Origin of the sequence: Xanthobacter autotrophicus ATCC 700552, from assembly GCF_043194565.1 — a bacterium.
Classification (GTDB): domain Bacteria; phylum Pseudomonadota; class Alphaproteobacteria; order Rhizobiales; family Xanthobacteraceae; genus Xanthobacter; species Xanthobacter autotrophicus_F.
Genome location: NZ_JBAFVS010000007.1, coordinates 68,242 through 94,743, shown reverse-complemented (window position 1 = coordinate 94,743; position 26,502 = coordinate 68,242). Strand labels below are relative to the sequence as shown.

The following is a 26,502-nucleotide window of genomic DNA, read 5'->3' as shown; positions in this document are numbered from 1 at the left end:
CGGGGGCAAGGTGGTGGGCATGGGGATTGTCTCGGCCGTCCCGGCGCGAGACGCGAGGGCGCTTCGATCGCGACCGGTCGGCTGGCGTTGGAGGGCGCAAAGCGGGGCCGATGCCCTTCTCCTGTTGGCCTCCACGTATCCGTCGGCTTGGCTGCCGGTTCGAAAGGGGGGATGCGGACACGGCTGCGCCCGCGCCCGTCCTTGCGGACAGGGCACGGGCTTGCACGATGCAGACTCAAGCGTTTTCGAGCGAAGTGGATACCGGTTCGCGTAAAGAAAACGCGTAAGCTCAATAATCTAGAGCGTTTTCGAGCGAAGTGGATACCGGTTCGCGTAAAGAAAACGCGTAAGCTCAATAATCCAGAGCGTTTTCGAGCGAAGTGGATACCGGTTCGTGTAAAGAAAACGCGTAAGCTCAATAATCCAGAGCATTTCCTCGATTCAGTGCAACGGGGAAATGCTCCAAAGCAGGCGCCGATCAGGTTTCAGCACAGCTGATCGGACGGTGCAGTCCCATTTTAGGGTCTGGCGATGAATTCATCGAGCAGACAGGTTCGATTGCTCGGATCGCGTCCAGAGGCAACAGGCGGCGGTGAGACCGTCGCCCGTTGTGCCGGAGCCGGCTGGACCGGCGAGGCGTCGTCAGAAGCCCTCCGAGGTTGCATCCTGGGCAGGGCCCCAGTGGGGGTCAGCGGAGGTGGCGGGCATGGTGGCCGGAGCCGGGTGGCGCAGCACGTTCGGCACGTTCACCGTATGCGGCCGGTTGGCGAAGAAGAGGGGGCGGTCGTGGCCGTTGGCATAGTCGTTGGCGAAGACCTGGTACTCCGCTTCGTTCTCCTTCGCGGTGTATTCGTCAGCATAGGCGCTGTTGATGATGCCGATGCCCACGAAGGCCACGGTGCCGAGGGTGGCGAGGATCTTGAGATGTGCGTTCATGGCTTGAACTCCTTGTTGAGTACGAGAACAACTTAGGGCCATGACGCGCTGTGCAAAATTATGCGTTCCGGGATAAGTCTAATCCATGGATATCGAGCCGGCGAAACCTTGGTATGAGGCGAAGCGGGCGCCGCCTCCGGGGCCGGCGCCCGCCCTCTCTCACGCGGGGCGGCGCGTCATCCAGGCCCGCACCTGCAGGGCGGTGGCCACCGCGCCGAAGCCGATGCCGAGCGCGCTGACTGCGGCCCATCCACCGCTGGTCCAGGCGGCCGTCGCGAGGGCCGAGCCCGCCGCGCCGCCGAGGAACATGGCGCCCATGAACAGGGTGTTGAGCCGGGCCCGCGCCGCCGGCCGCAGGGCGAAAACGATGTGCTGGTGCGAGACCAGGGCGCTCTGCATGCCGAAGTCCAGCAGCACGCAGCCCACCACGAGGCCGGCGATGGAGCCCCAGGCGCCGAACACGATCCAGGCAAGGAGCGTCACCGCCGTTCCCAGCACCACCGCGCCGGTGGGGCCGTGGCGGTCGGCAAAGCGGCCGGCGATGGGGGCGGCCAGGATGCCCACGGTGCCGACGAGGCCGAACAGGCCCGCAATGTCGGGTCCGAGCCCGAACTCCGGGGTTTCCAGCCGGAAGGCGAGGATGGTCCAGAACACCGTGAACGCGGCGAAGAGCAGCGCCTGGGTCACCGCCGCCAGCCGCAGCGTCGGGAATTCGCGCCACAGCTCGAAGATGGAGCCCATGAGCCGGCCGTAGCCCATGGCGGAATCGGGCGCGCTGCGGGGCAGGATGGCGGCCATGAGCCCCGCTGCGGTGAGCGACATGGGCACCGCGAGCCAGAACATCTCCCGCCAGCCCGCGTGGGTGGCGACGATGCCGGCGAGGGTGCGACTGAGCAGGATGCCGCTGAGCACGCCGGCCATCACCATGCCCACCGTCGCGCCGCGGCGCGCGGGCGCGGCGAGGTGCGCGGCGAGCGGCACGATCTGCTGCGCCACCGTGGAGGCAAGGCCCACGGCGAAGGAGGCCAGCACGATCACCAGCGCGCTCGGAGCGATGGCCGCCAGGGCCAGAGCGCCGGCGAGCACGACGAACTGCACCACGATGAGGCGCCGCCGCTCCACCAGGTCCCCCAGCGGCACCAGCAGGAACAGGCCCAGCGCATAGCCGAGCTGGGTGGCGGTGGGGACGGCGACCGTGAGGCCACCGGGCAGGTCCTGCCCGATCACCGCCAGCATGGGCTGGTTGTAATAGATGTTGGCGACCGCGATCCCCGCCGCAGCCGCCATCGCAAATGTGGCGCCGGGGCCGGCGGCGGACTCCTCGGACGTGATCTCGTGCGCGGTCATCTCTCCATCTCCGGTTTCGGCACGCCGGAACGGCCGTCTTGAGGCGGTCGTCTTGGGTCGGTCGGCGTCTGTCGCAATGGAAGATAGGGTGTTGCGATCTGGGATATAGTGTCTTCTCGTGATGCACGATCCTATCGGAATTCGTTATGATGGATTTGGGCGCCCTCACCCTCCTTGTGGAGACCGCCTCGGCGGGGAGCCTTGCGGCGGCGGCGCGCCGGCTGCGGCTGTCGCCCATGGCGGCGAGCCGGCTTCTGGCCGGCCTGGAGCGTGAGCTGGACGTGCGGCTGATGCATCGCTCGACGCGTGCGCTCTCCCTGACCGATGAAGGCCTCGCCCTGCTGCCCCATGCCCGGGCCATGCTGGAGGAGCACGCCGCCGGGCTGGCGAGCGTCAGGGGCAAGGGTGCGGGCGCAAGCGGACTTCTGCGCGTGACCACCTCCCATGCCTTCGGCCGGCAGATGGTCGCGCCCCTGGTGGCGGGCTTCATGCTGGCCAATCCGCAGGTGCAGGTGGACCTTCAGCTCACCGACAGTGTCGTGGATATCATCGCCGAGGGCATGGATCTGGCCATCCGCATCGTCACGCCCAGCGACAGCAGCCTTGTGGGCCGCAGGATTGCGGACAGCCCGCGCGTGCTGGTGGCGGCGCCCGCCTATCTCGAACGCTGCGGGTCGCCTTGCGACCTCGCGGCGCTTCAGCAGCACGCCTGTCTCACGGTGAGCGCAGCGCCGCACTGGGGCTTCAGCGCCGGCGGCGAAATCCGGCGGGTGAAGGTGGCGGGACGCTTCACCGCCAATTCCATCGATGCCCTGCACGAGGTCTGCCGCGGCGGCCTCGGCATCGCCAACTTCTCCAGCTGGAACGTGCGGGATGACCTTGCCACCGGCGTGTTGCGGCAGGTCACCCTGGCCGATGCCGCCCCCGAGGCGCTGGGCATCTGGGCGGTCTACCCCACGCGCCGCATGGTTCCGGCCAAGGTGCGCCTGTTCATCGACGCAGTCTCGGCGCGGCTGAAGGAAACCGCCTGAGGTGCGGCTCCCCCCAGGGGTGCATCGGATGGGCTGCCGGTATCACGCGGGCGGGGCGGGGCTGTCCGCGGGGGGAGGCTGGAAGCGCATGAGGGCGTCGTCGAACGTGTTGGCAAACTGAAACAGATGCGCGAGCCCGCTGATGTCGAAGACCTGGAAGATGGTGTAGTGGACGGAAGAAAATACCACCAGCCCGTCCTTGCTGCTGACGAGGCTGTGGTGGCGCCAGAGCAGCCTGAGGCCGGTGCTGTTGATGTAGGTGACGCCGGCAAAATCAATCAGCGTGTTGCTTCCGCCGGTCCCGAGCCAGCTGTCCAGCACCTGGCCCAGCTGGTCGCACCCCAGCGTGTTCAGCTGGCCGGTCAGGTTCACGGTCAGGATGTCGCCGAGGGTGGCATGCTTGATGTCGAGCATCAGTCCTCGTCCGTCTTGTCGCAACGCAAGCCGCCGATGGGCGCGGGCCGTGGCGCTGCACCTGTGCGCGAGGGCATCCTCATGTGGTCCCTGTCATCTGTCATCTGGCGCCATGACACATCGGAAGATGACACATCGCAGGACGGCCCATCCCAAATCGCTCCCGCTCCAGATCATTCGCGCTTCATGACATGTTAACGTGACGGACACGGAATCGGCAGGTTCAGTCCAGCCTCCGGGGTTGTTAGCACAGACGGGGTTGCACGGCTCCATGGCGCCTCTCAAGATCCTTTCGCTCGATGGTGGGACCCGGCCGCTGATCACCTGCCACCTGCTGCGGCGGCTGCTGGACGCGCAGCCGGGGTTGCTGGAAGACGTGGATGTCTTCGCCGGAACCTCGGCCGGTGCCGTCACCTGCGCCATCATCGGCGTGTCCGATACGGTCCGCGAAGGGATCGAGCGGTCCATCGCATTCTGGCAGCTCTGGCACCCGTTCGAGGGGGCGGGGCCGTTCAGCCCGCGCACCTTGGCCGCCATGTCGGGCCTGTCCGCCTTCCTGACCCACGAGAAGCTTTATCAGCACCTGCGCGAACTCCTGGGCGAGGTGCGCCTGCGCGATGTCCGGCGCCGGCTGCTGATGCCGGCGGTGGCCGTCGACAACAAGGTGGGGCTGAAGGAATATCGCCACTGGTCCATCGAGATTCATCACAATCTCGGGGCGCAGGAGCTGCCGGTGTCCCCGCTTCTGGCCGACATCGCGCTCCACTCCAGTTCCATCCCGGTGCTGCACCCGGTGTTCCAGGGGCGCGTGGATGGCGGCCTTTATGCCAACAATCCCAGCATGTGCGCCCTGACCATGGCGATGGATTTCCTGACCGCGGACCTTGCCACCACCATGATCCTCTCGGTGGGCCAGGGGCAGGCCAACAGCTACATGGCGCTGCCGGGCGGCGACGTGGGATACGGCGGATGGCTGCTGAACATGGAGCGCCCCCTCGCCCTCATCAAGCTGGTGATGGAAGCCAATCTGCAGGCCACCACCTACCAGGCCAGCCGGATCCTGGAAGACCGGTTCGTGCGCCTGGACCCGTTCCTCGCCATCGACCTGGAGCCGGAGGCGTCGGTTCCGCCGGAGGTCTTCAACCAGCGGCAGCAGGACATGGCGGAACAGGCGGATATGGGTGCCGCGCTGGCGCAGCTGGAGGAGATCGGCTGGATCGCGGCTCCGGGGTTGGCTGAACCGGCGCCGGCAGGGGCCGGGGCCCCCGGCTCATGACTTTGCCCCGAGCCGGTTGGCCACGTCGGACAATTCCTGCTCCGGCAGCAGCCGGATGAGCGCGACCGCAAGGGCCGCCACCACGCCGGCGGCGGCGAAGATGATGACCATGGCCGACTGGTAGTCCGCCATCACCATCATTTGGTCCGCCGCGCTCAGCTGGGACAATTGCCCGAGCCCGATCGTGTCCATATCCCGCACGCTGTCGCCGACCGGCAGCAGTCCGCCCGCCTGCATGGCGAGGATCGCGCCCGCCACCGCGATGCCGAAGGCGCCGCCCAGCGAGCGGAAGAAGCCCGCTGTGGAGGTCGCGGTGCCGATGTCCTCGTGGGCCACCGCGTTCTGGTAGGCCACCGTCAGGCCAGGCATCAGCAGGCCGAGCCCGGCCCCGAGCGGAAATAGCAGAGCACCCATGAGGTAGGGGGAGGGCAGGGCATAGGCCGCGAGCGCCAGAGCGAACAGCGTGAGCGTCGCGACGCCGACGCCGGTGACCGCGAACACCTTGTAGCGCCCGGTCCTGGTGATGGCCCGGCCGCCATACAGCAGCGACAGCATCAGCCCCGCCGCCGAGGGCACCATGGCGATGCCGGAGGCGGTGGGCGAGAGGCCGCCCACGAGTTGCAGGTACAGGGGCAGGAAGGCCAGCGCGCCGAACACCGCGATGGTGATGAGGGTGGCGACGCTGGTGGCGATCAGCCAGACCTTGTTGCGCACCATGGCGAGGGGGATCAGCGGCTCCTTCACCCTGGCCTCGATCGGCCCCAGCAGCAGCGCCAGCACCACCGCCGCGATGGCGAGGGCGATGACAGCGGGAGAGGTCCAGCTGCCGTGGCTGCCCTGGTTCAGCGCCAGCAGCACGCAGCTGGTGGCGGCCATGATGACGACGAAGCCGAGATAGTCGATGCGGTGGCTGGTGGTACGCACGCCCGGCGGCAGGCCCATCCACAACAGGGCCAGCGCCGCTGCACCCAGCGGCACGTTCACATAGAAGATCCAGCGCCACGACCAGAATTCGGCGATGACGCCGCCCAGCGGCGGGCCGGCGAGGCTGGCGATGGTGAAGACCGCCCCGAACAGCCCCTGGTAGCTGCCGCGCCGCCGCGGCGACACCAGGTCCGACATGGTGATCTGGGTGAGCGTCATCAGCCCGCCGGCGCCGACCCCCTGGATGGCACGGCCGAGGATCAGCTGGTTCATGCTCTGGGCCAGGCCGCTGAAGGCCGAGCCGGCGAGGAACAGCAGCACCGCGACGGTGAGCAGGGGCCGGCGGCCATACATGTCGCTCAGCTTGCCATAGAGCGGCGTCGCGGCGGTGCTGGTGAGGAGGAAGATGGTCAGCACCCAGGTCAGGCTGTCGAGGGCGCCGAACTCGCTGGAGATCAGCGGCAGGGCCGGGCCGACGATATTGGCGTCGAGGGAACTCAGCGCCAGCACCAGCAGCAGGCCGGCCAGCACGCGATGGAATTTTTCCGGCGGCAACGCGATGGCGGCGTCGTCGCTCTCGGCGGGGACGGGAGTGGACGCGGGTGCGCTCACGAGGACGATCCGGCCTGCGCGGCGCAGGGCACCCCGGCGGCGGCGTGCGCCGCCGCGGCACAGCCAAGGAGCAGGTCCGCCACGTCCTGCGGAACGTCGATCATGGCATCGTGGCCAGACTGCAACTCCCGGATGGTGAAGCGTGGGTCGTTGGCGAGCCGCGCCGCGATATCCCGGAAATCGGGCGCCGGGAAGCGCAGGGTGCAGGCATAGGCCAGCACCTCGATCTGCAGCCAGGCGCCGGTCAGCACCGCCGGATCGGTATAGGTGCGCAGCGCCTGGGGCACGCAGCGCCGGTCGACCCAGGCCACGTCCTCGGGTGCGGCCAGCGCATAGAGGGCGGCGGGGGCCGGGGGCAGCACCGGACCGCGCGGCGTCTCCACCACGCGGGAGACGATGGCCTCGCGGCGCTCGGGGGTGTCGAGATCGAGCAGCGAACGGCCATCCTCGGGCAGCAGGGCATCGAGAAAGACCAGGGCGCCGATCTTCTGGGGCACAAGGTCGGCCACCTGCGTCGCCACCGCGCCGCCATAGCTGTGGGCGCACAGCACAATGTCGGCCAGTTCCTCGGCCTCGATCACCGCCAGCACGTCGGCCACATGGGTGGCGAGGCCCACGTCGGGCGAGAGCAGGTGGGCGCGGTCGCCGAGGCCGGTGAGGGAGGGCGCGAACACGCGGTGGCCCTTGCCGGCCAGGATCTCGACCACGCGGCGCCAACACCACCCGCCGTGCCAGGCACCGTGGACGAGGAGAAAATCAGCCATTGTCAGGATCTCGCCGGCAGCGATGATGTCGGGGCATAGGGTGGTTGCTATAGTCACACCAGTTGAGCGTTTTTCTCAAGGTGGGTTCGGGGGAAGCCGCCGTCGCGTCGTGAGCCTGCGGATATTCGCCGGAGCGGGGAGGGGGAGATGAAGCCGCATATTCTGTTGATGGGTGAGGCCGTGACCCTGACCCATGTGGTCCGCCCCACCTTGCTGGCCGATGCGCTCCATGCCGCCGGCTATGGGGTGACGCTGGCGTGCGATCCGCGCTTCAACGCCCTCATCGGCCCGCGGCCCTACCGCACCATTGCGCTGAAATCCTCCATCGATGCCGCCACCAGCACCGCGCTGTTGAAGCAGAACCAGCCCTTGTTCAGCGTCGAGACCTTCAACGCCTATGTGCGCGAGGATGTGCGCCTGATGCGGCTGGTGCAGCCGCAACTGGTGGTGGGCGACATGCGCCAGTCCCTCGCCATCAGCGCGCAGCTTACCCAGGTGCCCTATGTGAACATCATCAACGCCCACTGGAGCCCGTGGTCGGACGAGCCGTTCGCCCTGGTGGACCATCCGCTCCACAAGGTGCTGGGCCGCGAGACCGGAGACCGGCTGCTGGCGCTGATGACGCCCCTCGGCTCCATGATGATGGCGCTGCCCATCAACATCGCCGCCCTCAGCAACGGGCTTTCCCCCATCGGGGCGGGGCTTCGGGAGACCTTCTGCGCCGGGGATTATGTGGTCTATCCCGACATCCCGGAGCTGAGCCCCACCCGCCCCCTGCCGCCCAACCACCGCCATATCGGCCCGCTCGACTTCAGCCCGCAGATCCCGCCGCCCGTGTGGTGGGATGCGGTGCCGGACGACAAGCCGGTCATTTATGTCAATCTCGGCAGTTCGGGCGAGCCGGCCCTGCTGGAGGCCATCCTCGCCGGGCTCGCCGATCTGCCGGTCACGGTGATCGCGGCGACCGCCCACCCCGGCGTCGTGCTGGACGTGCCGGCCAACGCCTTCATCGCCGACTATCTGCCGGGGGATGCGGCGGCCGCCCGCGCGGCGCTGGTGATCTGCAACGGTGGCGCCTCCAGCGGATGCCAGGCGCTGATGGCGGGTACCCCTTTCCTCGGCATCGCCAGCAACACCGACCAGTTGTCCTACGGCACCATGGTGGCCAAGACCGGCGCGGCGGAAAACCTGCGGGAGGACGAGGTGACCGCCGAGCGCGTGCGCGAGACGGTGGCGCGCATGCTGGCATCGCCGGGATACCGCGAGGCGGCGCAGCGCCTGAAGCAGGATTTCGCCCGGTACGATGCCAAGGCGAACTTCGTCGCCTTTGTCGGGGAGATCCTGGCGATGCCGCCGAGAGCTTTTTCGAGCGAAGTGGATACCGGTTCGCGTGAAGAAAACACGTCAACACAAGATTCTAGAGCGACTTCCGTGAGCTGAGGCGAACGGAAAGCGCTCTAGGAACGCCGGCTGATCAGCACCCCGGCCGCCGCTACGGCGATGGCCAGCACCGCCAGCCCCGTGGGGGTGGTGACGATCTCGCCGTGCTGCCCCAGCAGCACCGCGCAGATCATGGCGCTGCCGGCCAGTACCGCGACGCCCAGCCGGTTGGCCGCGCGGGTGAACTGGCGGATATCGTCGCGGCGCCGCTCGGCGCCGTCGGTGCGGATGCGCAGCTTGCCGCGCTCCAGCGCGGTCAGGAGATTGTCGAGCCGCATGGGCAGCCGCACGGTGGCCGAGACGAGGCGCTTCAGCCGGTCGGAATCCGGCTTGAGCTCGTCCGCCACCAGCCGCTGGGCCAGCGGCATGAAGCGCTCGGCGGGATCGAAGGCGGCGTCGATGCCCGCCACCGTCCCCGAGCAGATGCCCATGGCGCGGAAGACGAACAAAAGCTCCGCCTTCATCTTCATGGGCGAGTTGTAGAGCAGGGTCTGGTATTCCTCGGACAGCTCGGCGAACGGCGTCAGGTCGCGCTTGCGCACCTGCCCTACCAGCGCGTGGGGAAACTTGTTGATGAGCGCCGCGGTCATGCGCTCCAGTTCGTCAAGGTCGGTGTTGGGCAACAAGAGGTCGCCTTCCACATAGGACTGGACGATGGTGTAGGCGTCGCGGGCCACCATGCCGGTGGCGTAGGTGGTGAGCGACTGGCGCAGCCGCTCGGGAATCTGCACCGCCATGCCGAAATCGATGAACACCACCTGGAACGGCCGGTTGGCGACGTGCGGAATGTGCACCCGCCCCGAGGCGAGGCTGGAGGGCGACCAGCCCGCCGCGCTCTCGCCATCCGCCGCCAGCGGCCGCACGAACAGATTGCCCGGATGCGGATCGGCATGGACGAAGCCGTGCCGGAACACCTGGTCGAGGTAGCAATCCATGAGCTTGCTGGCGACGCGGCGGCGGTCGATGCCGGCGGCCTCAAAGCCCAGCACGTCGTGGATGGGGAAGTAGGACACATCCTCCATGGTCAGGGTGCGCCGGCCGCTGCGGGACCAGTAGATGGTGGGGGTGTGGATGGCGGGATCGTGGGCGAACTCGGCGGCGAAGCGCTCGCAGTTGCGCGCCTCCGCGACGAGGTCCAGCTCGCGATAGGTCACCGCCGTGAACTCGCTGGCCAGAAGATCGAGGTCCACCCGCTTGCGGATGCTCTCCAGCCGCTTGAGCTTGCGGATGAATTGGCCGACGATTTCAAGGTCGCTGGCGACGATGGCGTCGATGCCCGGCCGCAGCACCTTCACCACCACTGGCTGGCCTTCCGGCAGCACCGCCCGGTGCGCCTGCCCCAGCGAGGCCGCGCCGATGGGCACCGGCTCGAAGCTGCGGTAGAGGCCGGTGATGGGCAGCAGGAAATCCGCCTCGATCTGCGCGACGATCTGCGGGCCGGGCACGGGCGGCACCGCGTCGCGCAGGTCCGCCATGACGGTCGTCACCTCCTCGGGCAGGAGGTCGACGCGGGCGCTCACATACTGGCCGAGCTTGATGAGCACGCCGCCGAGGCGCTCGGCCTCTTGCCGATACTGGCGGGCGAGGGCGGCCCAGCGCGGGGCCGGCGGGCGGCGGAGCCGCTTCAGCGGCCCCCGCGTCATCACGATGTCCCAGAAGAAGATATGGAGCGCGATGCGCAGGAACAGCCGCCGGACCGCGCGGGCGCGCTGCTGGTTGGTCAGGGGCCCGACGGTCTGAGGGGGCATCAGCTGAAGTCCAGGGGCAGGGCGCGCCGCTGGATCATCTCCCTGACGATGGCGATGTCGCCGTCCTGGCGCCGGTCGCGATCATTGAAGGGCACCCGCGCCCGCACCGCATCGCGCAGCAGCCGGCTGCGCGTGTGGCAGCCCTCGCCCCGGCGCAGGTCCACGGCCTGCACCAGCGCCAACAGGCAGATGGCGGCCACCGTCTCGGTCATGTCCAGCACGCGCAGGCTGTCACGGGCAGCGATCGTGCTCATGCTGACCTTGTCCTGGTTGTGGTTCTCGGTGCTGCGGCTGAAGACGCTGGCCGGCATGGTTGCCTTCAGGGCTTCCGCGGTCAATGCGGATGCCGCGATCTGCATGGCCTTGAAGCCGTGGTGCGCGCTGCGCCCGTCGTCGTCCGCGCCCACCAGGTTCTCCGGCAGCCCGTTGCTGGTTGAGGCGGAACAGAGGAGCGCGAGCTGGCGGTCCATGAGGTCGGCGATGTTGGCGGTGGCATTCTTCAGGCCATCGGCCACGAAGCAGGCGTGGCCGCCATAGAAATTGCCGCCGAACAGCGGGTCGCCGGTCTCCGGGTCGATCAGCGGGTTGTCGGAGGCGCCGTTCAGCTCGGTCTCGATCCAGGGCTTCATCCAGTCCAGCGCGTCGATCAAGACCCCCACCACATGGGGGGCGCAGCGGATGGAATAGCGATCCTGCAGCCGGCCCTGGTGCACTGTGCCGGGCTGATACTCGACATCCTGCGCGATCCAGGAGGCGCACAGCATCTGGCCGGGATGGGGCTTGGCGGCGAAGATGCGCGGATCGAAATGGGCGGGGTTGCCGCGCGTCACGTCGCTGGCGAGCGCGGTGAGCGCCGCCGCCAGCCGGGCCAGCCAGCGGGCGCGCTCGAAGGCGAGGGCCGTCAGCGCCACCGAGACGCTGGTGCCGTTCATGATGGCGAGGCTTTCCTTGGGCGCCAGCGCGATGGGGGTGATGCCCGCCGCGCGCATGGCCTCGGCCGCCGGAACGATCCGCCCGCCGCTGTAGACCTCGCGCTCGCCCATGACCGTGGCCGCCACATAGGACAGGGGGGTCAGGTCGCCGCTCGCCCCCACCGAGCCCTCGCTGGGGATGACCGGGAGGATGCGGCGGTCCAGCAGGGTTGTGAGGCGCTCGACCACCTCGAACCGCACCCCCGACCAGCCCGCGGACAAAGAGGCGATGCGCGCCAGCAGCACCGCCGCCGCCTCGGGTTCCGGGAACAGCGCGCCGGTGCCGCAGCCGTGGAAGCGCACGAGGTTGAGCGACAATTCGTCGGTGAGGTGAACCGGCACCTCGGTGACCACCGATTCCCCGAAGCCGGTGGTGACGCCATAGATCCGCTCGCCGGAGGCGATGCGCTGCCGCAGCAGGTCGGAGCCGGCCTCGATGCGCTGGCGAAATGCCGGTGAGCCATCCAGCGCAACGCGGCTCATGCCCTGGGCCACCGCCCACACGTCGGCCGGCGAAAGGCGCTGCGCGCCGACGAGGATCACGGGGGTCCGGTGAACGTTCATGGCGCTTGAATCACTCGATACGGCACGGCTTGTGGCGTGAGACTAGAGCGCGATCCGAGCAAAATGAACCCATTTGCGCGGTGAAGCGCCCTCTAAATGAGAGACGGGAAACGCGTCATCCGGCTCCCGCGCCAAGATTGCGTTGCCAAGATTGCGTTGCAGTGTGATCCGCAGCGGGGATATCTGTTCACCTGCGGAAAGATCGGGAGCGCCGAAAGGCGTCCGATCCGCATGAGGTGCGATGACTGTCCGGGACGCCAGGGGGTTGCATTGCAGTATTATACCGCCACCCACCTCCGTCATGTTGCCATCAGATGAGTCTCGAACCGTCACCCTGGTTTCTGGGGAGCACGACGCGGGGCGCGCGTCGGCTCCGCCTGTTCTGCCTTCCCTTCGCGGGCGGCAATGCCAGCGCCTATTCTCCGTGGCAGGCGGCCATCGATCCCACCATCGAGGTGGTTCCGGTTCAACTGCCGGGCCATGGCGGGCGGATCCGTGAGGCGCCGTTCCAGACCATGGATCAGATGGCCGAGGGGCTGGCCGATGCGATGGTGCGCCGGCTCGATCTGCCTTACGCCGTGTTCGGCCACAGCATGGGTGCGCTCCTCGCCTTTGAAACCCTGCGGCGGCTGCGGGCGCGGGGGGCGTCGATGCCGGCGATGCTGTTCGTTTCGGCGCGCCGCGCCCCCCATTTGCCGTCGTCGCGTCCGCCGTTGCACCTGTTGTCCGACGCCGAGCTGGTGAGCGAACTGCGCGCGCTCAACGGGACGCCCGACGTGGTGCTGGGGGATCGCGAGCTGCTGGACCTGCTGCTGCCGGTGATCCGCGCCGACCTCAGGGCGGTCGAGACCTACCGCTTCCGCGAGGCGCAGGCGTTCGACTTTCCCATCCATGCATTCGGCGGAACGGGTGATTCGATCGCAGAAGAGGATTTGCGGGCCTGGTCGCGACAGTCGACGTCCGGTTTCAGCCTCACGTTGTATGGGGGGGATCATTTTTATTTGAACGACCATCGCATTCCCTTGCTGCGGTCGCTGGAATCCTTGTGCGGTCTTACGCAAGGTGAGCTGCTTCCCTGATCGACCGGAATGACGGCGGGCTGCCACCGGCTCCCCCGCCGCCGCGCCGGAACCAACGAACGGCGGGGAGATGGACGCGGCAGGCGCCCATCTCCCCGCGGCCTTTGGTTCTCGGGTGTCGCTTGACGCCGGCCTGGCCGGTTTGTAGCGTTGCCGAAAAATAATAACGGTTTGAGGTAAAACACCTTTTTCCCGGGCGGAACGTCGAGATCAGGGGGCGATTACTTGAACGTCGCCAGTATTTTTGCCGACATGCCCGGCGACAGGCCGTGCCTGCTGTTCGAGGGTGGGATCTCGTCCTATGCGGACGTTCGAGCCCGAGCCGCCGGCGTGCGCGCGCGGCTTCAGGCCGAGGGCGTGGGGCGCGGGGATTTCGTCGCGCTCGTGCTGCCCAACGGACCGGATTTTGTGGCCGGCTATCTCGGCGTGCTGAGCCTGGGAGCGGTGGCGGTCTGCATCAATCCCATGCTGGCCGCGGCGGAAACCGCCTTCATCCTCGCCGATAGCGGGTGCCGCCTCGCCCTGGCGGAGGGCGAGGTTGCCGGCTGGCTGTCCCTGGGCGGCCTGCGCGTGCTGGATGTCGCGACGGCCACGGCCCCCGGGGCATCCCCCGGGATTTGGGCGGTGGAGGATGTTCCGGACCGGCATCCCGCCGTCGTCGTCTATTCCTCCGGCACATCGGGGCGCCCCAAGGGGGTGATGCTGTCGCATGGCAACGTGACGTTCACCGCCCGTTCCAAGGTGCGCTACATGGGCGTCACCGGTGCCGACCGCCTGCTGCTGTTCCTGCCGCTGCACCATTGCTTCGGCCAGAATGCCATCCTCTGGCCCGCCCTCTTTGCCGGCGCCTGCGTGGTGCTCCAGCGGCGGTTCGACCGCGCTGCGGTGCTACAGGCGCTGCGTACGGAGGGCGTCACCATGGTGTTCGGCGTCCCCACCACCTTCCTCGCGCTGGAAGGCCGCATCACGCCGGCCGACGGCCCGCGCGTGCGCTACTGGTTTTCCGCCGCCGCCCCCCTGCCGCTGGAGGTGGAGGAACGCTGGCACCGGCACATGGGCCTGCCCATCCACCAGGGCTATGGCCAGTCCGAGTGCTCGCCCTTCGCGACCTACAACCACCTCCACGACCTGCGGCGCGGCAAGGTGGGCACGGCCATCGACGGCGTGGACCTGCGCATCGTCGATCCCGCCGACGGCCGCGACCTGCCGCCGGGCGAGGCGGGGGAGATCGTGCTGCGCGGCCCCAATGTCATGCTGGGCTATCTCAACCGGCCCGACGACACGGCAAAGGCCGTCCGTCAGGGGTGGCTGCATACCGGCGACATCGGCCGGCTGGATGCCGAGGGCTATCTGTCGGTGGAGGATCGGCTGACGGACCTCATCATCGTCGGCGGCCGCAACGTCTATCCCGCCGAGGTGGAGAACGCGCTTTACGCCCACCTCGCCGTGGCCGAGGTGGCGGTGTACGGTGTCGCCGATCCGTTTCTCGGCGAGGAGGTCTGGGCCAACGTGGTCCTCAAGGCCGGGGCAAGCGCCGCCGCGCAGGAGCTGGCGGCGATCTGCCGGCGCACCCTCGCCGCCTACAAGGTGCCCACGGCATTCACCTTCGTCGATGCCCTGCCGCGCAACCCTACGGGCAAGATCCTGAAGCGCGAGCTGCGCGCCGCCGCCGCGCGGCCGTCGGCTCAAGACCCGTCGCACCGGGAGCGCGGCGGGGACGCCGGGGGCCTGGAAGGTTCAGGCCTGGACGGTTCAGGTTTGGAGACCTTTGTCCGCAGCTGGCTCGGCGACCACCTCAACCTTGCCCCCGATACCATCGAGCGTGATCGCGCCTTCGCCGAATACGGGCTGGATTCGGTGCTGGGCGTCGCCCTGGCGCGGGAGCTTGCCGCGCCGCTCGGGCGTGCGGTGGACCTGACCGTGGTGTGGGAGGCGTCCACCCTCGCCGGGCTGCTGGCGCGCCTGCGTGAACCCGTCGCCGCGGCCGGGGCCTGCGCCGTTCCTGCGGCTACATAGCCCGGCCATGGCGGAGCCCCTGACATCGCGCGACGGCCTCTCGCAGGCTCGGGCTTCCGCCCCGGGGGAGCCCATCGCCATTGTCGCCGCCGGCTGCCGCTTTCCCGGCGGCGCCGACGACCTGGACTCCTATTGGCGCCTGCTGCGCGAGGGGTGCGACGCGGTGCGCCCGGTGCCCTCTGACCGCTGGGATGGGGATGATCCCGGCGCGGCGCGGGCCTATGCGCGGGAGATGGCCAGCCTCGACGATATCGCGGGGTTCGACGCCGCCTTCTTCGGCATTTCCCCGCGTGAAGCGGCGTCCATGGACCCGCAGCACCGCCTGCTGCTGGAAGTGGCATGGGAGGCGGTGGAGCGGGCCTCATGGTCGCCGCAGGCCCTGGCCGGTTCGAATACCGGCGTGTTCGTGGGCATCTATTCGGACGATTATCCGCAGGAACGGCTCTATCGCCGCGCGGCGGACCAGATCGACGGCCATGCCGGGCTCGCCATGATGCGCAGCCTCGCCGCCGGCCGCATCGCCTATGCGCTGGATCTTCACGGCCCGGCCATGGCGCTGGACGCGGCCTGCGCCTCGTCCCTGCTGGCGATCCATCTGGCCTGCCGCAGCCTGCGCGCGGGGGAGTGCGACCGGGCGCTGGCGGGTGGCGTCAACCTCATCCTGTCGCCACAGATCACGCTGGGCCTGTGCCAGATGCAGGCGCTCTCGCCCACCGGGCGATGCCGCACCTTCAGCGCCGATGCCGACGGCTTCGTGCGGGGCGAGGGCTGCGGCGTGGTGGCCCTGCGCCGCCTTGATGACGCCATGCGCGAGGGTGATCCCGTGCTGGCGGTGATCCGCGGCTCCGCGGTGAACCATGACGGGCGCAGCAACGGCATTTCCGCACCCAACGGCGCCGCGCAGCAGGCGGTGATCCGCGCCGCGCTGGCCGATGCCGGCGTCCCCGCCCGTTCGGTGGGCTATGTGGAGGCCCACGGCACCGGGACCATGCTGGGCGACCCCATCGAACTGCGCGCGCTGGGTGCCGTCTATGGCGCGGATCGCGCCGCACCCTTGCTGGTGGGATCGGCGAAGACCAATTTCGGCCATCTGGAAGCGGCCGCCGGGGTGGCGGGCTTCCTCAAGGTGGTGCTGGCGCTGCGCCATGGGGAAGTGCCGCCGAACCTGCATTTTTCGGCGCCCAACCCTTATGTGCCGTGGGAGGGGCTGGGCCTCGCGGTGCCCACTGCGTCCGCGCCCTTTCCCGCCGATGGGCCCATGCGCGGCGCGGTGAGCGCCTTCGGCATGAGCGGCACCAATGCCCATGTGATCCTGGAAGCGGCTCCAGCTTTGGCGGAGGCGCCCGCGCCGCGCCGGTCCGGCTACATCGCCGCCCTGTCCGCCAAGAGCGAGGCGGCGCTGCGGGCGCTCGCGGCCCGGCAGGCGCAGGCCCTCGCAGCGCGGCCTGGGGCCGATCCCGGCGCGGTGGCGCTGACCCTGAATGCCGGGCGCGGCTGCTTTCCGGTGCGCGCCGCCGTGGCGTTCGCCAATGTGGGCGAGCTGGCCGGCAGGCTGGAGCATCTGGCGGATATCGCCACGGCGCCGGCGCGCCGGCCGCAGGTGCTGTTTTCCTGCGCCGATGGCGACGACCTGCCGGCCGATGACGGCCGCGCGCTCATGGCGAGCGATCCGGCCTTTGCCGCCGCGGTCGCGGCCTGCAAAGAAGCCGGCCTCGCACCTGCGCCGTCTGGCCCGGTGGCCGCCTTGGTGATGGCCTATGCGCTGGCCGTCCTGTGGCGCAGCTGGGGCGTGGTTCCCGACCGCATCGCCGGGCAGGGCGCGGGCGAGGTGGTGGCGGCATGCCTTGCGGGCGTGCTCTCGCTGGCGGATGCCGGCGCCCTGCTGCGCGCGCGGCAAGCGGCGCTGGGGCACGCGGATGTGGAGGCGGGGCGGCTCGATTTCATTGCCGCCGTGCGCGCTCTCGCCCTGAAGCCGCCGGCCGTGCCGCTGGTCTCGGGCCTGCTCGGCCGGGAAGTTGCCGCTGAAGTCACCAGCCCCGCCTACTGGTGGGCGCAGCTCACGGGCGCGTCCGCCGCGGCGGGGGAGAGGGCGCCGGACACGTTCGTGGTCCCCATCGCGCCCTCCGGCGCCGTGTGGGCGGACATTTCCCCGCGTCTTGCCGCCGCGCATCTGGCCGGGCTCGATCCGGACTGGGCGGCGGTGGACGCGCCGCGCCGGCGGCTGTCGCTGCCCACCTATCCGTTCGAGCACGGCAGCTATTTCATCCCGCGCCCCGATGCCGTTTCGGCGCATGGGCCGCGCGGCCTTGCCGGCAGCCGCGTGGACCTCGCGGGACGCGACGAGGTGCGCTTCATCCTCCCCATCGGCGGCGAACGGCATCGTTTTCTGCTCGACCACCGGTTCGGCGGCCGGGCGACCTTCCCCATGGCCGCCTTCGCCGAGGTCGCGCTCCAGAACGGCCGGGCGGCTTTGGCTTCCGATGCCGGGGTCGAGGATCTGGCGATCACGCGCCCGCTGGTGCTGCCGGATCGGGGCGGGGTGGAGGTGCAGACGGTGGTCGGCGCCGACGGGGCATGGCAGTTTTTCGCCCGGAGCGCTGGCGGCGGCTGGGCGTTGCACGCCGCCGCTCGGCTTGTCACCGCACCGGCGCCCGTGGCGGCATGGGGCGCCGGCCTGTCGGCCCCCGCGGTCTCCACGCCGGGCGCGGCCATCTATGGCGGGCTGACGCAGTTCGGCTTCGACTATCGCCCGGCCTTTCGTGGCCTCAAGGACCTGGCGATGGTGGAAGCGGGCGTCATCGCCCATGCGGAACTGCCGCGGGAGGGCGGCAGCGCCGCCGATTATCTCATCCACCCCGCGCTTCTCGATGCGTGTCTCGTCGCGTCAAGCGCGATCCTGCCGCAGCTCGGACCGGGGGTGACCTGGATGCCGAGGGGCATCGGGCGGGTGGCGGTGTTCGCCCCGGCCGGCGGCGCGGTCACCTCGATCCTGCGCCTCGGGGATGATCCAGCCGCGCGGTCCTGCCATGTGGATCTCATCCTGCGCGATGCCGCGGGACAGGTGGTGGCGCAGCTCGACCGCGTGGCCTTCGTCCGGATCGCCCATGGCGCCGATTTTGCGGAAGACGAGGGCATCGCGACCCAGCCGGAGCTGCTGCGCCTGCGCTGGCAGCGGGCGGACCTGTCCGGCGCGCCCACGCCGCGGCTGTTCGCGCTCCTGGGCGACGACGCGGCGCTGGTGCGCCAGTTGGCGGACGCGCTGGTGGCGCGCGGCCAGATGGTGGCGGATGGTCGTCCGGCGTGGGACTTGGATGCCGGTGCCCTCACGGACTGGATTTCCGCTGTCCGCGCGCGAGCGCCGGACGGCCGCTGCCACATGGTCTATCTGGCGACCACGCCGGCCGATCCTGGCGCGGCGGATGTGCCGGCCTCCCATCTCGGCCTGCTGCGGCTCATCCAGGTGGCGGGCTGCTCGGCCGATCGCGCGGCGCTGCGGCTGGACGTGGTGACGCGCGGCACCCAGCGCGTTGCCGGCGAGCCGGTGACCGGCGTGGCGGAGGCCGGATTATGGGGCCTGTCACGGGTGGCGGCGGCGGAATATCCCGATTTCGGCCAGACCCGCATCGATCTCGACCCAGAGGCGGGGGAGGCGGACCTGTCCGATCTCGCCGATTGCCTGATCGCGGCGCCGCCGGGGGAGGACCTGGCCTTGCGCCGGGGGGTGTGTTTTGCGGCGCGGCTGGTGGCGGATCGCCCGGCCGCGCCGGAGCACCCCATCGCGCTGCCGCAGTTCGACGGCCGGCCACCCGGTCCCGACGAAGTGGTGATCGACGTGGTGGCGAGCGGCCTGAATTTTCGCGACGTGCTGCACGGCATGGGCCTGTTGCCCGACAGCGCGGACCAGATGCCCTATGGGCTGGAATGCTCCGGCCTCATCGCGGATGTGGGGCCGGGCGTCGAGGGGCTCGCCCTGAACATGCCGGTGATGGCCGGCCTCACCGTGGGCAGCCTTGCGGGGCGGGTGCGGGTGCCGGCGGCCTTCGTGGTGCCGAAGCCGGAGAGCCTGTCGTTCCGCGATGCCGCCACCCTGCCGCTGGCCTTTCTCACCGCCCATTACGCCCTCGACCGCCTGGCCGGGCTGAAGCGCGGCGAGCGGGTGCTGATCCATGCGGCGGCGGGCGGCGTCGGGCAGGCGGCGATCCAGGTGGCGCAACGGGCCGGGGCGGAAATCTTCGCCACCGCCAGCCCGGCAAAATGGGGCCATCTGCGCCGCCACGGCGTGACCCAGCTGTTCAACTCGCGCACCGCCGACTTCGCCGATGAGATCCGCCGCCGCACCGGTGGGCGGGGGGTGGACGTGGTGCTGAACAGCCTTTCCGGCGAGGCCATCGCCGAGAGCTTCGCGGCGCTGGCCGATGGCGGCCGCTTCATCGAGATCGGCAAGATGGGTATCTGGAGCGCGTCCGACGTGGCGGCGCTGGGCCGCGCCATCGCCTATCACCCCTTCGACCTGTGGGACATCAAGCAGGACCAAGGCCTCATCGCGCAGATGATGGCGGAGATGGTGCGGCGCCTTGCCGATGGCACGCTGGCGCCTCTGCGCTCCGAGCTGTTCGGCATTGAGGATGCGGGCACAGCCTTCCAGCACATGGCCCGGGCCCGGCACATGGGCAAGATCGTGCTGTGGCAGGCGGCGGCGGAGGCCGGCGACACCGTGCGCGGCGATGCGACCTTCCTCGTCACCGGCGGGCTCGGCGCGCTGGGCCTTCATGCGGCGTCGTGGCTGGTGCGCCATGGCGCGCGCAGCATCGCCCTGGTGGGCCGCAGCGCGCCGGGCGAGGCTGCGCGGGAGGCGGTGGCGGCCCTGCGCCGGGCCGGGGCGCGAGTGGAGGTCTTCCGGGCGGACGTGGGCGAGCCGGCGGCGGTGGAGCAAATGCTGGCGGCCGTGCGGGAAAAAATGCCGCCCCTGCGCGGCCTCATCCATGCCGCCGGCGTGCTCGACGACGCGCTGCTGGTGAACCAGAGCCCGGCGCATTTCGCTCACGTCCTCGCCCCCAAGCTGCGGGCGGCATGGCTGCTGCACCGGGCGACCCTGGACGAACCCCTGGAAATGTTCGTGCTCTATGCCTCGGCGTCCGGCCTTCTCGGCCTGCCGGGGCAGGCCAATTACGCCGCCGCCAACACCGCCCTCGATGCCCTCGCCGAGCACCGCGCCGGCCTCGGCCTGCCCGCGCAGGCCATCGATTGGGGGCCATGGGAGGGGGCAGGAATGGCGCAAACGCTGGGTTCTGACAGCATGGGCCGCATCTCGCCCGCGGCCGGGGCGGCGGTGCTGGGGCAACTGATCGCGCGTCGCCCCGGCCATGTGGCGGTGCTGCCCACCGGCTGGCAGGCGGCCTTGAAAAGGGGCGTTGGTCCGTCGGGCCTTCTGGCGGGGTTCGCCGCCGCTGCGCCACCGAAGGAAGGGGCCCCGGCCGCCCCGCCGTTCCGCCTTCGGCTGGAGGCGGCGGGCACGGGGGAACGGGCGCGCCTGCTGCGCGCCCATGTCCGGCAACTTATTGCCACGGCGCTGGAATTTCCCACGCCCGAGGCGGTGGACCCGGCGCGGCCGCTGGAGGACATGGGCTTTGATTCCCTCATGAACATGGAACTCAAGGCGGCGCTGGAGACCGATCTCGGCGTTTGCCTCAAGGCCACGCTCGCCTACGATTATCCGAGCATCGACGCGTTGGTACGCCATCTGGCCGAGGAGGTGCTGGCCTGGCGGGAGGAGGCCCCAGCTGCGGCCCTTCCGCCGGCGGTCGACGACGCCGAAAGCGCGCTCCTCGCCGAGCTCAATGCGTTGAAATATTGAGGCTTACTCATGCCAGACCGCACCGCCGGCAGCGCCGCGACCACCACCGAACGGGCGTTGCGCGCGATCCGCGACCTGCGCGCCAAGGTGGACCTGCTGGAGCGCCGCCAGAGCGAGCCGGTGGCCATCGTGGGCATGGGGTGCCGCTTCCCCGGCGCCGCAGACCTCGCGGCCTTCTGGGACCTTCTGGTTCGGGGTGACGATCCCCTCGGCCCGGTGCCGCAGGACCGCTGGAACATCGACAGCCTCTATAATCCCGATCCCCAGGCGCGGGGCAAGACCGTGAGCCGCGAAGGCGGCTACCTGCCGAACCTCGACAGGTTCGACGCCGACTTCTTCGGCATCACCCCGCGCGAGGCGCCGTTCATCGATCCGCGCCAGCGGCTGGTGCTGGAAACCGCCTGGGAGGCGCTGGAGGATGCCGGCATTCCCGCCGACCGCCTCGCCGGCTCCCTCACCGGCGTGGTGGTGGGCACGCTGACCAACGACTACAACCAGCTGATCACGGCGGACGACCGCTGGGTGTCCGCCGCCACCGGCACCGGCACCTCCAATTCCATCATCGCCAACCGCCTGTCCTATGTGCTGGACCTCCATGGCCCCAGCCTGACGGTGGACACCGCCTGCTCGGGCTCGCTTCTGGCGCTGCACCTCGCCTGCCAGACCCTGCGCACCGGCGAGGCGACGCTTGCCTTGTGCGGCGGGGTGGCGGTGAATCTGGTGCCGGCGCCGGACATCTGCTTCTCGCGCATGGGGGCGCTGTCGCCGCGCGGGCGCTGCCATACCTTCGACGCCGCCTCCGACGGCATGGCGCGGTCCGAGGGCGCCGGCATGGTGGTGCTGAAGCTGCTGTCGCAGGCTGAAGCCGATGGCGACCGCATCTATGCCCTGATCCGCGCCAGCGCGGTCAATCACGACGGGCGCAGCAACGGCATTGCCGCCCCCAACGGGCAGGCGCAGGAAAGGCTCCTGCGCGAGGCCTATGGCAAGGCGGGCATCGCGCCCGGCCGGGTGCAATATGTGGAGGCCCACGGCACCGGCACCATCGTCGGCGACCGCATCGAGCTTCAGGCCCTCGCCGCCGTGCTGGGCACCGATCGCGCGTCGGGGCACGCCTGCGTGGTGGGCTCGGTGAAGAGCAATATCGGCCACACCGAATCCGCCGCCGGCATCGCCGGCATCATCAAGACCGCGCTGGCCCTGAAGCATCGCCTGCTGCCGGGAAACCTGCATTTCGAGACCCCCCATCCAGCCCTGTCGGAAGCGCCCTTCGCGCTGGAGGTGCGCACCGCCACAGGACCCTTTCCCGCGCCGGGGGAGCCCATCGTCGCCGGGGTGAGCGCCTTCTCGTTCGGCGGGGCCAATGTGCATGTGGTGATGGAGGAGGCGCCGGCCACTGTCTCCGCGCCTGCCGTTTCCGCGCCTGTTGTCTCGGCGCCCGCCATCGTCGCGCCCGCCGAAGGTGCGACGACCTTCGTGCTGCCCCTGTCGGCGAAGTCGCCGGATGCGCTCACGGCCCTGGCCCGGTCCTACGTGGCCTTCCTGCGCGCGCCGGACGCGCCGGGGCTCGCCGACATCTGCGCCACCGCCGCCCTGCGCCGGACCCACCATGCGTTTCGCCTCGCAGTGGCCGGCACAAGCCGGGAAGAGATGGCGGCCCGGCTGGAGGCGCATCTCGCCGGCGCGGACGAACGCCACGCGGTGGCCGGCACCGCGCCGGACGGCGAGGCGGGGATGCCGCTCGCCTTCGTCTTCTCGGGGCAGGGCTCGCACTGGCTGGGCATGGGCCGCGACCTCTACGCCGCCGCGCCCGCCTTCCGCGCGGTGATCGACCGGCTGGACGGGCTGGTGCGCGCCGAGGCCGGCTGGTCCCTGATCGCGGAGATGAATGCGGCGCCGGACGCCTCGCGCCTCGACGACATCGATGTGGTGCAGCCCGTCCTCTTCGCCATGCAGGCCGGCCTTGTGGCCCTGTGGCGGGAGCTTGGCGTGGTGCCGGATGTGGTGCTCGGCCAGAGCATGGGCGAGATTTCCGCCGCTTTCGCCGCCGGCATTCTCTCGCTGGAGGATGCGGCGCGGGTCATTCTTGCCCGCAGCCGGCTGCTGCGCACCAAGCGCGGGGTGGGCGCCACCGCCGTGGTGGGCCTGCCGGCGGCGGAGGTGGAAGCGGCGCTGGCGCCGCAGGCCGACCGGCTGGGCGTGGCCGGCGTCACCAGTTTCGCCTCCACACTCATTGCCGGGGATGGCGATGCGCTCAAGGCCTATCTGGCGGAGCTGGAGGCGGCGGGCCTCTTCGGCCGGCTGCTGGAGAATGTGGACGTGCCGGCCCACAGCCCGGCCATGGACAGCCTGCGCCCGGCGCTGGAAGCAGCCCTCGCCGCGATCCTCCCCCGGCCGGCGCAACTGCGCTTCCTCTCCACCGTGACGGTGAAGGACGAGCCCGGCCCGAACCTCGATGCGGCCTATTGGAGCCGCAACCTGCGCGATCCGTTCCGCGTGGCCGATGCGGTGGCCAGGCTCGCCCGCGAGCGGGCGCATCTGTTCCTCGAAATCAGCCCCCATCCGGTGCTGGCGGGGGCGCTGCGCCAGATCCTCCAGCATGTGGGCGCCGACGGCGTCGCTTTGGGCAGCCTGACGCGGGAGGGCGACGGCGCCCTGGATCTTGCCACCGCGCTCGGCGGCCTGTGGGCCAATGGTTTTGCGGTGGACTGGCGGCGCGTGCTGCCCGCGGGGCGCTGCGTGTCCCTGCCGGCCTATCCCTGGCAGCGCGCGCATTTCTGGGTGGACCAGATCGCCGCGTCCACCGGTGGTTCCGCCGGCGCGCGCAAGGCGGGGTCCCATCCCCTGCTTGGCGCGCCGTTCGTGGCGGCGCAGGGCGGCGCGCGCTTCTGGGAGGGGGAAATCGACGCCCTGAGCCTGCCGTGGCTGCGCGACCATGCCCTCTCCGGCGTGCCCGTTCTGCCCGGCGCGGCCTATCTGGAGATGGCGCTGGCGGCGGCGCGGGAGACGCTGCCGGGACAGGGCCTCGTGCTGGAGCATGCCCGCTTCGAGAAGATGCTGCTTTTGCCCGAGGGCGAGGCGCGCCGCCTGCAGGTGACGCTGACACGCACCGGCGGGGATGGGGCGCAGGTGGACGTGCTGAGCCGCCCGCTTCAGGGCGAGGACGACTGGACGCTGCACGCGCGCATCGGCATCCGCAAGGCGGCTCCGGAGGCGGCGGCCGGGCCTGCGCCGGTGCCGGAGGAGGGCGCCGTCGCCGTTGATCTCGCCGGCTTCTACGGCCAGTTCGCCGCCGGGGGGCTCGATTACGGTCCGGGCTTCCGATGCGTGCGGGCGCTGCGCGCCAACGCCAACGAGGCGTGGGCCGAAGTGGCTTTGCCCGAGGGTGCCTCCGACACCGCCTTCGGCCTCCATCCCGCGCTGCTGGACGGGGCGTTCCAGGTGGTGGCCGCCATCGGGACCGATGCGGGCGGGGCGCGGCCGGTCTACCTGCCGCAGGGGGTGGGCACGCTGGCGCAGGTCGCGGCCCTGCCGGCGCGGGTCTTCGTTTATGCGCGGCTCGCGGCCGATGCCGTGCCCGGCGCGCCGCGCCTTGCCGCCGATCTCACCCTGAGCGATGCGGACGGCACGGTGGTGGCGCGCATCACCGGCCTCGCCCTGCGGCGGGTGGACGAGATGCGGCCGCGGGCCAGCGTGTCCCTGCGCGACAGCCTCTATCATCTCGAATGGCCCGAGCGCCCCCGCGCGCCCCGCCCCGTGCCAGCGGATGCCACCGGCCTGTGGCTGCTTTCAGGGACGCCGGGGGCGGTGGCCGACAGCCTCGGCGCGGCGCTGCGCCAGCGCGGCGGGGAGGTGCGTCTGCTCGCGGAGGAGAGCGATATTGCGGACGGGATCGCCGCCGCCGGTGCCGCCTTGCGCGGCGTCGTGCTTCTGGAGGAGGGCGGGGACGGCGCGGATGTGCCGGAGGCCGTGTTCGAGGCGGTGGCGCGGCGTGCCCTTCCCGCCGTCAAGGCGCTGGCGGAGGGGGCGGCGCGGGCTCGGCTGTTCATCGTCACGCGCGGGGCGGTGGCCTGCGATGGGGCGGACCCGGCCCCCGATCTGGTGGCCGCGCCGCTGTGGGGTTTCGGCCGGGTGGTGGGTCTGGAGCACGCCGAAATCTGGGGCGCGCAGATCGACCTTGATCCCGCCGACCCCGCCGGCTCATGCCCAGCGGCGGCAGACGAGATGCTCGACCTTTCCGACGACCGGGAGATCGCCGACCGGGAAATCGCCTTGCGCGCCGGCCGGCGGCGGGTGGGCCGTCTTGCCCGCCTGCCGAAGCCGGAGGGGGCGGCCGGGCCGGTGCTGCTGCGGCCGGATGCGAGCTATCTCGTCACCGGCGGCCTCACCGGCCTGGGGCTGGAGACGGCGCGCTTCCTGGTGGCGCGGGGCGCCCGGCGGCTGATCCTCATGGGCCGCACGGCCTTGCCGCCGCGCGCGGACTGGGCCGCTTTGCCCCCCGAAAGCGAGGCCGGCCGGCGCGTCGCCGCCGTGCGGGGGCTGGAGGCGTTGGGCGCCTCGGTGCGGGTGGAGGCGTTCGACGTGGCGGACGAGGCGCGCCTTGCCGCCTTCCTCGCCGCCCATGGGGCCGAGGCGCACCCGTCCATCCGCGGCGTGGTGCATGCGGCGGGCGTGATTCAGGACGCCCTGCTGCTGCGCATGACGGCAGACGACATCGCCGCCGTGATGCGGCCCAAGGTGGCCGGCGCCCTCGCGCTCCACCGGCAGACGGGCCACCTGCCGCTGGATCATTTCGTGCTGTTCTCCTCCGCCTCCTCGGTGCTGGGGCAGATGGGGCAGGCCGGCTATGGCGCGGCCAACGCCTTCGAGGATGCGCTGGCCGCTTGCCGCCGCGCGGCGGGCCTGCCGGCCACCGCCATCAACTGGGGGCCGTGGGCGGAGATCGGCCTGTTCGCGCGCCTTGGCCTTGCGGAGCGGGCCGGGCTGTCGGGCGTCGAGCCCATCGCGCCGGAGCAGGGCATGGCGGCGCTCGACCACCTCATGGCCCACGGCGCGACCCAGGCGCTGGTGCTGAACGCGGACTGGGCGCAGGTGCCCGCCGCGGCGCGGCTGGAGCTGCTTCAGGCGGCCGCCGCCCCCGACACCGCGTCCACCGCCGGGGAGATCGCCGACCTGCTGCTGATGGCCGCGCCTGAGCGCATGGCGGAGCTGCGGGCGCGCCTCGGCGCCATCGTCGCCGCCGTGCTGCGGTTCGATGCGGGCAAGCTGGACCACCGGCGGGTGCTGACCACTCTGGGCATGGATTCCATCATGGCGGTGGAAATCCGCAACCGCATCAAGCGCCAGTTCGACCTGACGCCCAGCATCGTGGACCTGTTCACCGGCTCGGTGGCGCGCCTGGCCGAGTGGCTGGACGGGGAGCTGGCCGCCGACGACCGCCTCAAGGCGCTTTTGGACGAGATCGAGGATTTGCCGGAAGCGGAAGTCGAGGCGCAGCTCGCGTCCGGGCAGAAGGTGGCCTGACCC

Annotated in this window: 14 protein-coding genes; 7 read left to right on the top strand and 7 right to left on the bottom strand. The window is 70.5% G+C overall.

The window, feature by feature from the left end:
* Positions 1 to 642: 642 nt before the first annotated feature.
* Together V5F48_RS09795 and V5F48_RS09790 are read right to left on the bottom strand one after the other, a co-directional pair.
* Positions 643 to 936, bottom strand: a complete 294-nt coding sequence (locus tag V5F48_RS09795; protein WP_394258528.1) for a hypothetical protein — start codon at positions 934 to 936, stop codon at positions 643 to 645.
* 159 nt (positions 937 to 1,095) lie between these two features.
* Complete coding sequence (locus V5F48_RS09790) at positions 1,096 to 2,283, bottom strand: MFS transporter (RefSeq protein WP_394258527.1); 1,188 nt, start codon at positions 2,281 to 2,283, stop codon at positions 1,096 to 1,098.
* A gap of 146 nt (positions 2,284 to 2,429) precedes the next feature.
* On the opposite strand from V5F48_RS09790, the gene V5F48_RS09785 reads away from it, so the two are divergent.
* Positions 2,430 to 3,314, top strand: a complete 885-nt coding sequence (locus V5F48_RS09785; RefSeq protein WP_394258526.1) for a LysR family transcriptional regulator — start codon at positions 2,430 to 2,432, stop codon at positions 3,312 to 3,314.
* Positions 3,315 to 3,356: 42 nt separating this feature from the next.
* Here the strand turns inward: V5F48_RS09785 and V5F48_RS09780 are convergent, their stop codons facing one another.
* A complete protein-coding gene (locus tag V5F48_RS09780; RefSeq protein ID WP_394108434.1) occupies positions 3,357 to 3,728 on the bottom strand; it encodes an STAS domain-containing protein in 372 nt (123 codons plus the stop codon).
* A 271-nt stretch (positions 3,729 to 3,999) separates the two neighbouring features.
* Between V5F48_RS09780 and V5F48_RS09775 the strand changes: the two genes are divergently transcribed.
* Positions 4,000 to 5,004, top strand: a complete 1,005-nt coding sequence (locus V5F48_RS09775; RefSeq protein ID WP_394258525.1) for a patatin-like phospholipase family protein — start codon at positions 4,000 to 4,002, stop codon at positions 5,002 to 5,004.
* Here the strand turns inward: V5F48_RS09775 and V5F48_RS09770 are convergent.
* Positions 4,999 to 6,540, bottom strand: coding sequence for an MDR family MFS transporter (locus V5F48_RS09770; RefSeq protein ID WP_394258524.1), 1,542 nt, complete (start codon positions 6,538 to 6,540; stop codon positions 4,999 to 5,001). The two genes, V5F48_RS09775 and V5F48_RS09770, sit on opposite strands and share 6 nt — an antisense overlap.
* Positions 6,537 to 7,304, bottom strand: coding sequence for an alpha/beta fold hydrolase (locus V5F48_RS09765; protein WP_394258523.1), 768 nt, complete (start codon positions 7,302 to 7,304; stop codon positions 6,537 to 6,539). The genes V5F48_RS09770 and V5F48_RS09765 overlap by 4 nt, the downstream gene beginning before the upstream one ends.
* A gap of 147 nt (positions 7,305 to 7,451) precedes the next feature.
* Between V5F48_RS09765 and V5F48_RS09760 the strand changes: the two genes are divergently transcribed.
* Positions 7,452 to 8,744, top strand: coding sequence for a nucleotide disphospho-sugar-binding domain-containing protein (locus V5F48_RS09760; RefSeq protein ID WP_394258522.1), 1,293 nt, complete (start codon positions 7,452 to 7,454; stop codon positions 8,742 to 8,744).
* 17 nt (positions 8,745 to 8,761) lie between these two features.
* Here the strand turns inward: V5F48_RS09760 and V5F48_RS09755 are convergent, their stop codons facing one another.
* Positions 8,762 to 10,492, bottom strand: coding sequence for an ABC1 kinase family protein (locus V5F48_RS09755; RefSeq protein ID WP_394258521.1), 1,731 nt, complete (start codon positions 10,490 to 10,492; stop codon positions 8,762 to 8,764).
* Positions 10,492 to 12,027, bottom strand: a complete 1,536-nt coding sequence (locus V5F48_RS09750) for an HAL/PAL/TAL family ammonia-lyase (protein WP_394258520.1) — start codon at positions 12,025 to 12,027, stop codon at positions 10,492 to 10,494. The genes V5F48_RS09755 and V5F48_RS09750 overlap by 1 nt, the downstream gene beginning before the upstream one ends.
* Before the next feature lie 314 nt (positions 12,028 to 12,341).
* On the opposite strand from V5F48_RS09750, the gene V5F48_RS09745 reads away from it, so the two are divergent.
* From V5F48_RS09745 to V5F48_RS09730, 4 genes are all read left to right on the top strand, one after another.
* Positions 12,342 to 13,106, top strand: a complete 765-nt coding sequence (locus V5F48_RS09745; protein ID WP_394258519.1) for a thioesterase II family protein — start codon at positions 12,342 to 12,344, stop codon at positions 13,104 to 13,106.
* Between the two features lie 225 nt (positions 13,107 to 13,331).
* Complete coding sequence (locus V5F48_RS09740; RefSeq protein ID WP_394258518.1) at positions 13,332 to 15,122, top strand: AMP-binding protein; 1,791 nt, start codon at positions 13,332 to 13,334, stop codon at positions 15,120 to 15,122.
* Between the two features lie 7 nt (positions 15,123 to 15,129).
* Entirely contained in the window at positions 15,130 to 20,976 is a 5,847-nt protein-coding gene (locus tag V5F48_RS09735; protein ID WP_394258517.1) for an SDR family NAD(P)-dependent oxidoreductase, read from the top strand.
* Positions 20,977 to 20,985: 9 nt separating this feature from the next.
* Positions 20,986 to 26,499, top strand: coding sequence for a type I polyketide synthase (locus tag V5F48_RS09730; RefSeq protein ID WP_394258516.1), 5,514 nt, complete (start codon positions 20,986 to 20,988; stop codon positions 26,497 to 26,499).
* The last annotated feature ends 3 nt before the right edge of the window (positions 26,500 to 26,502 follow it).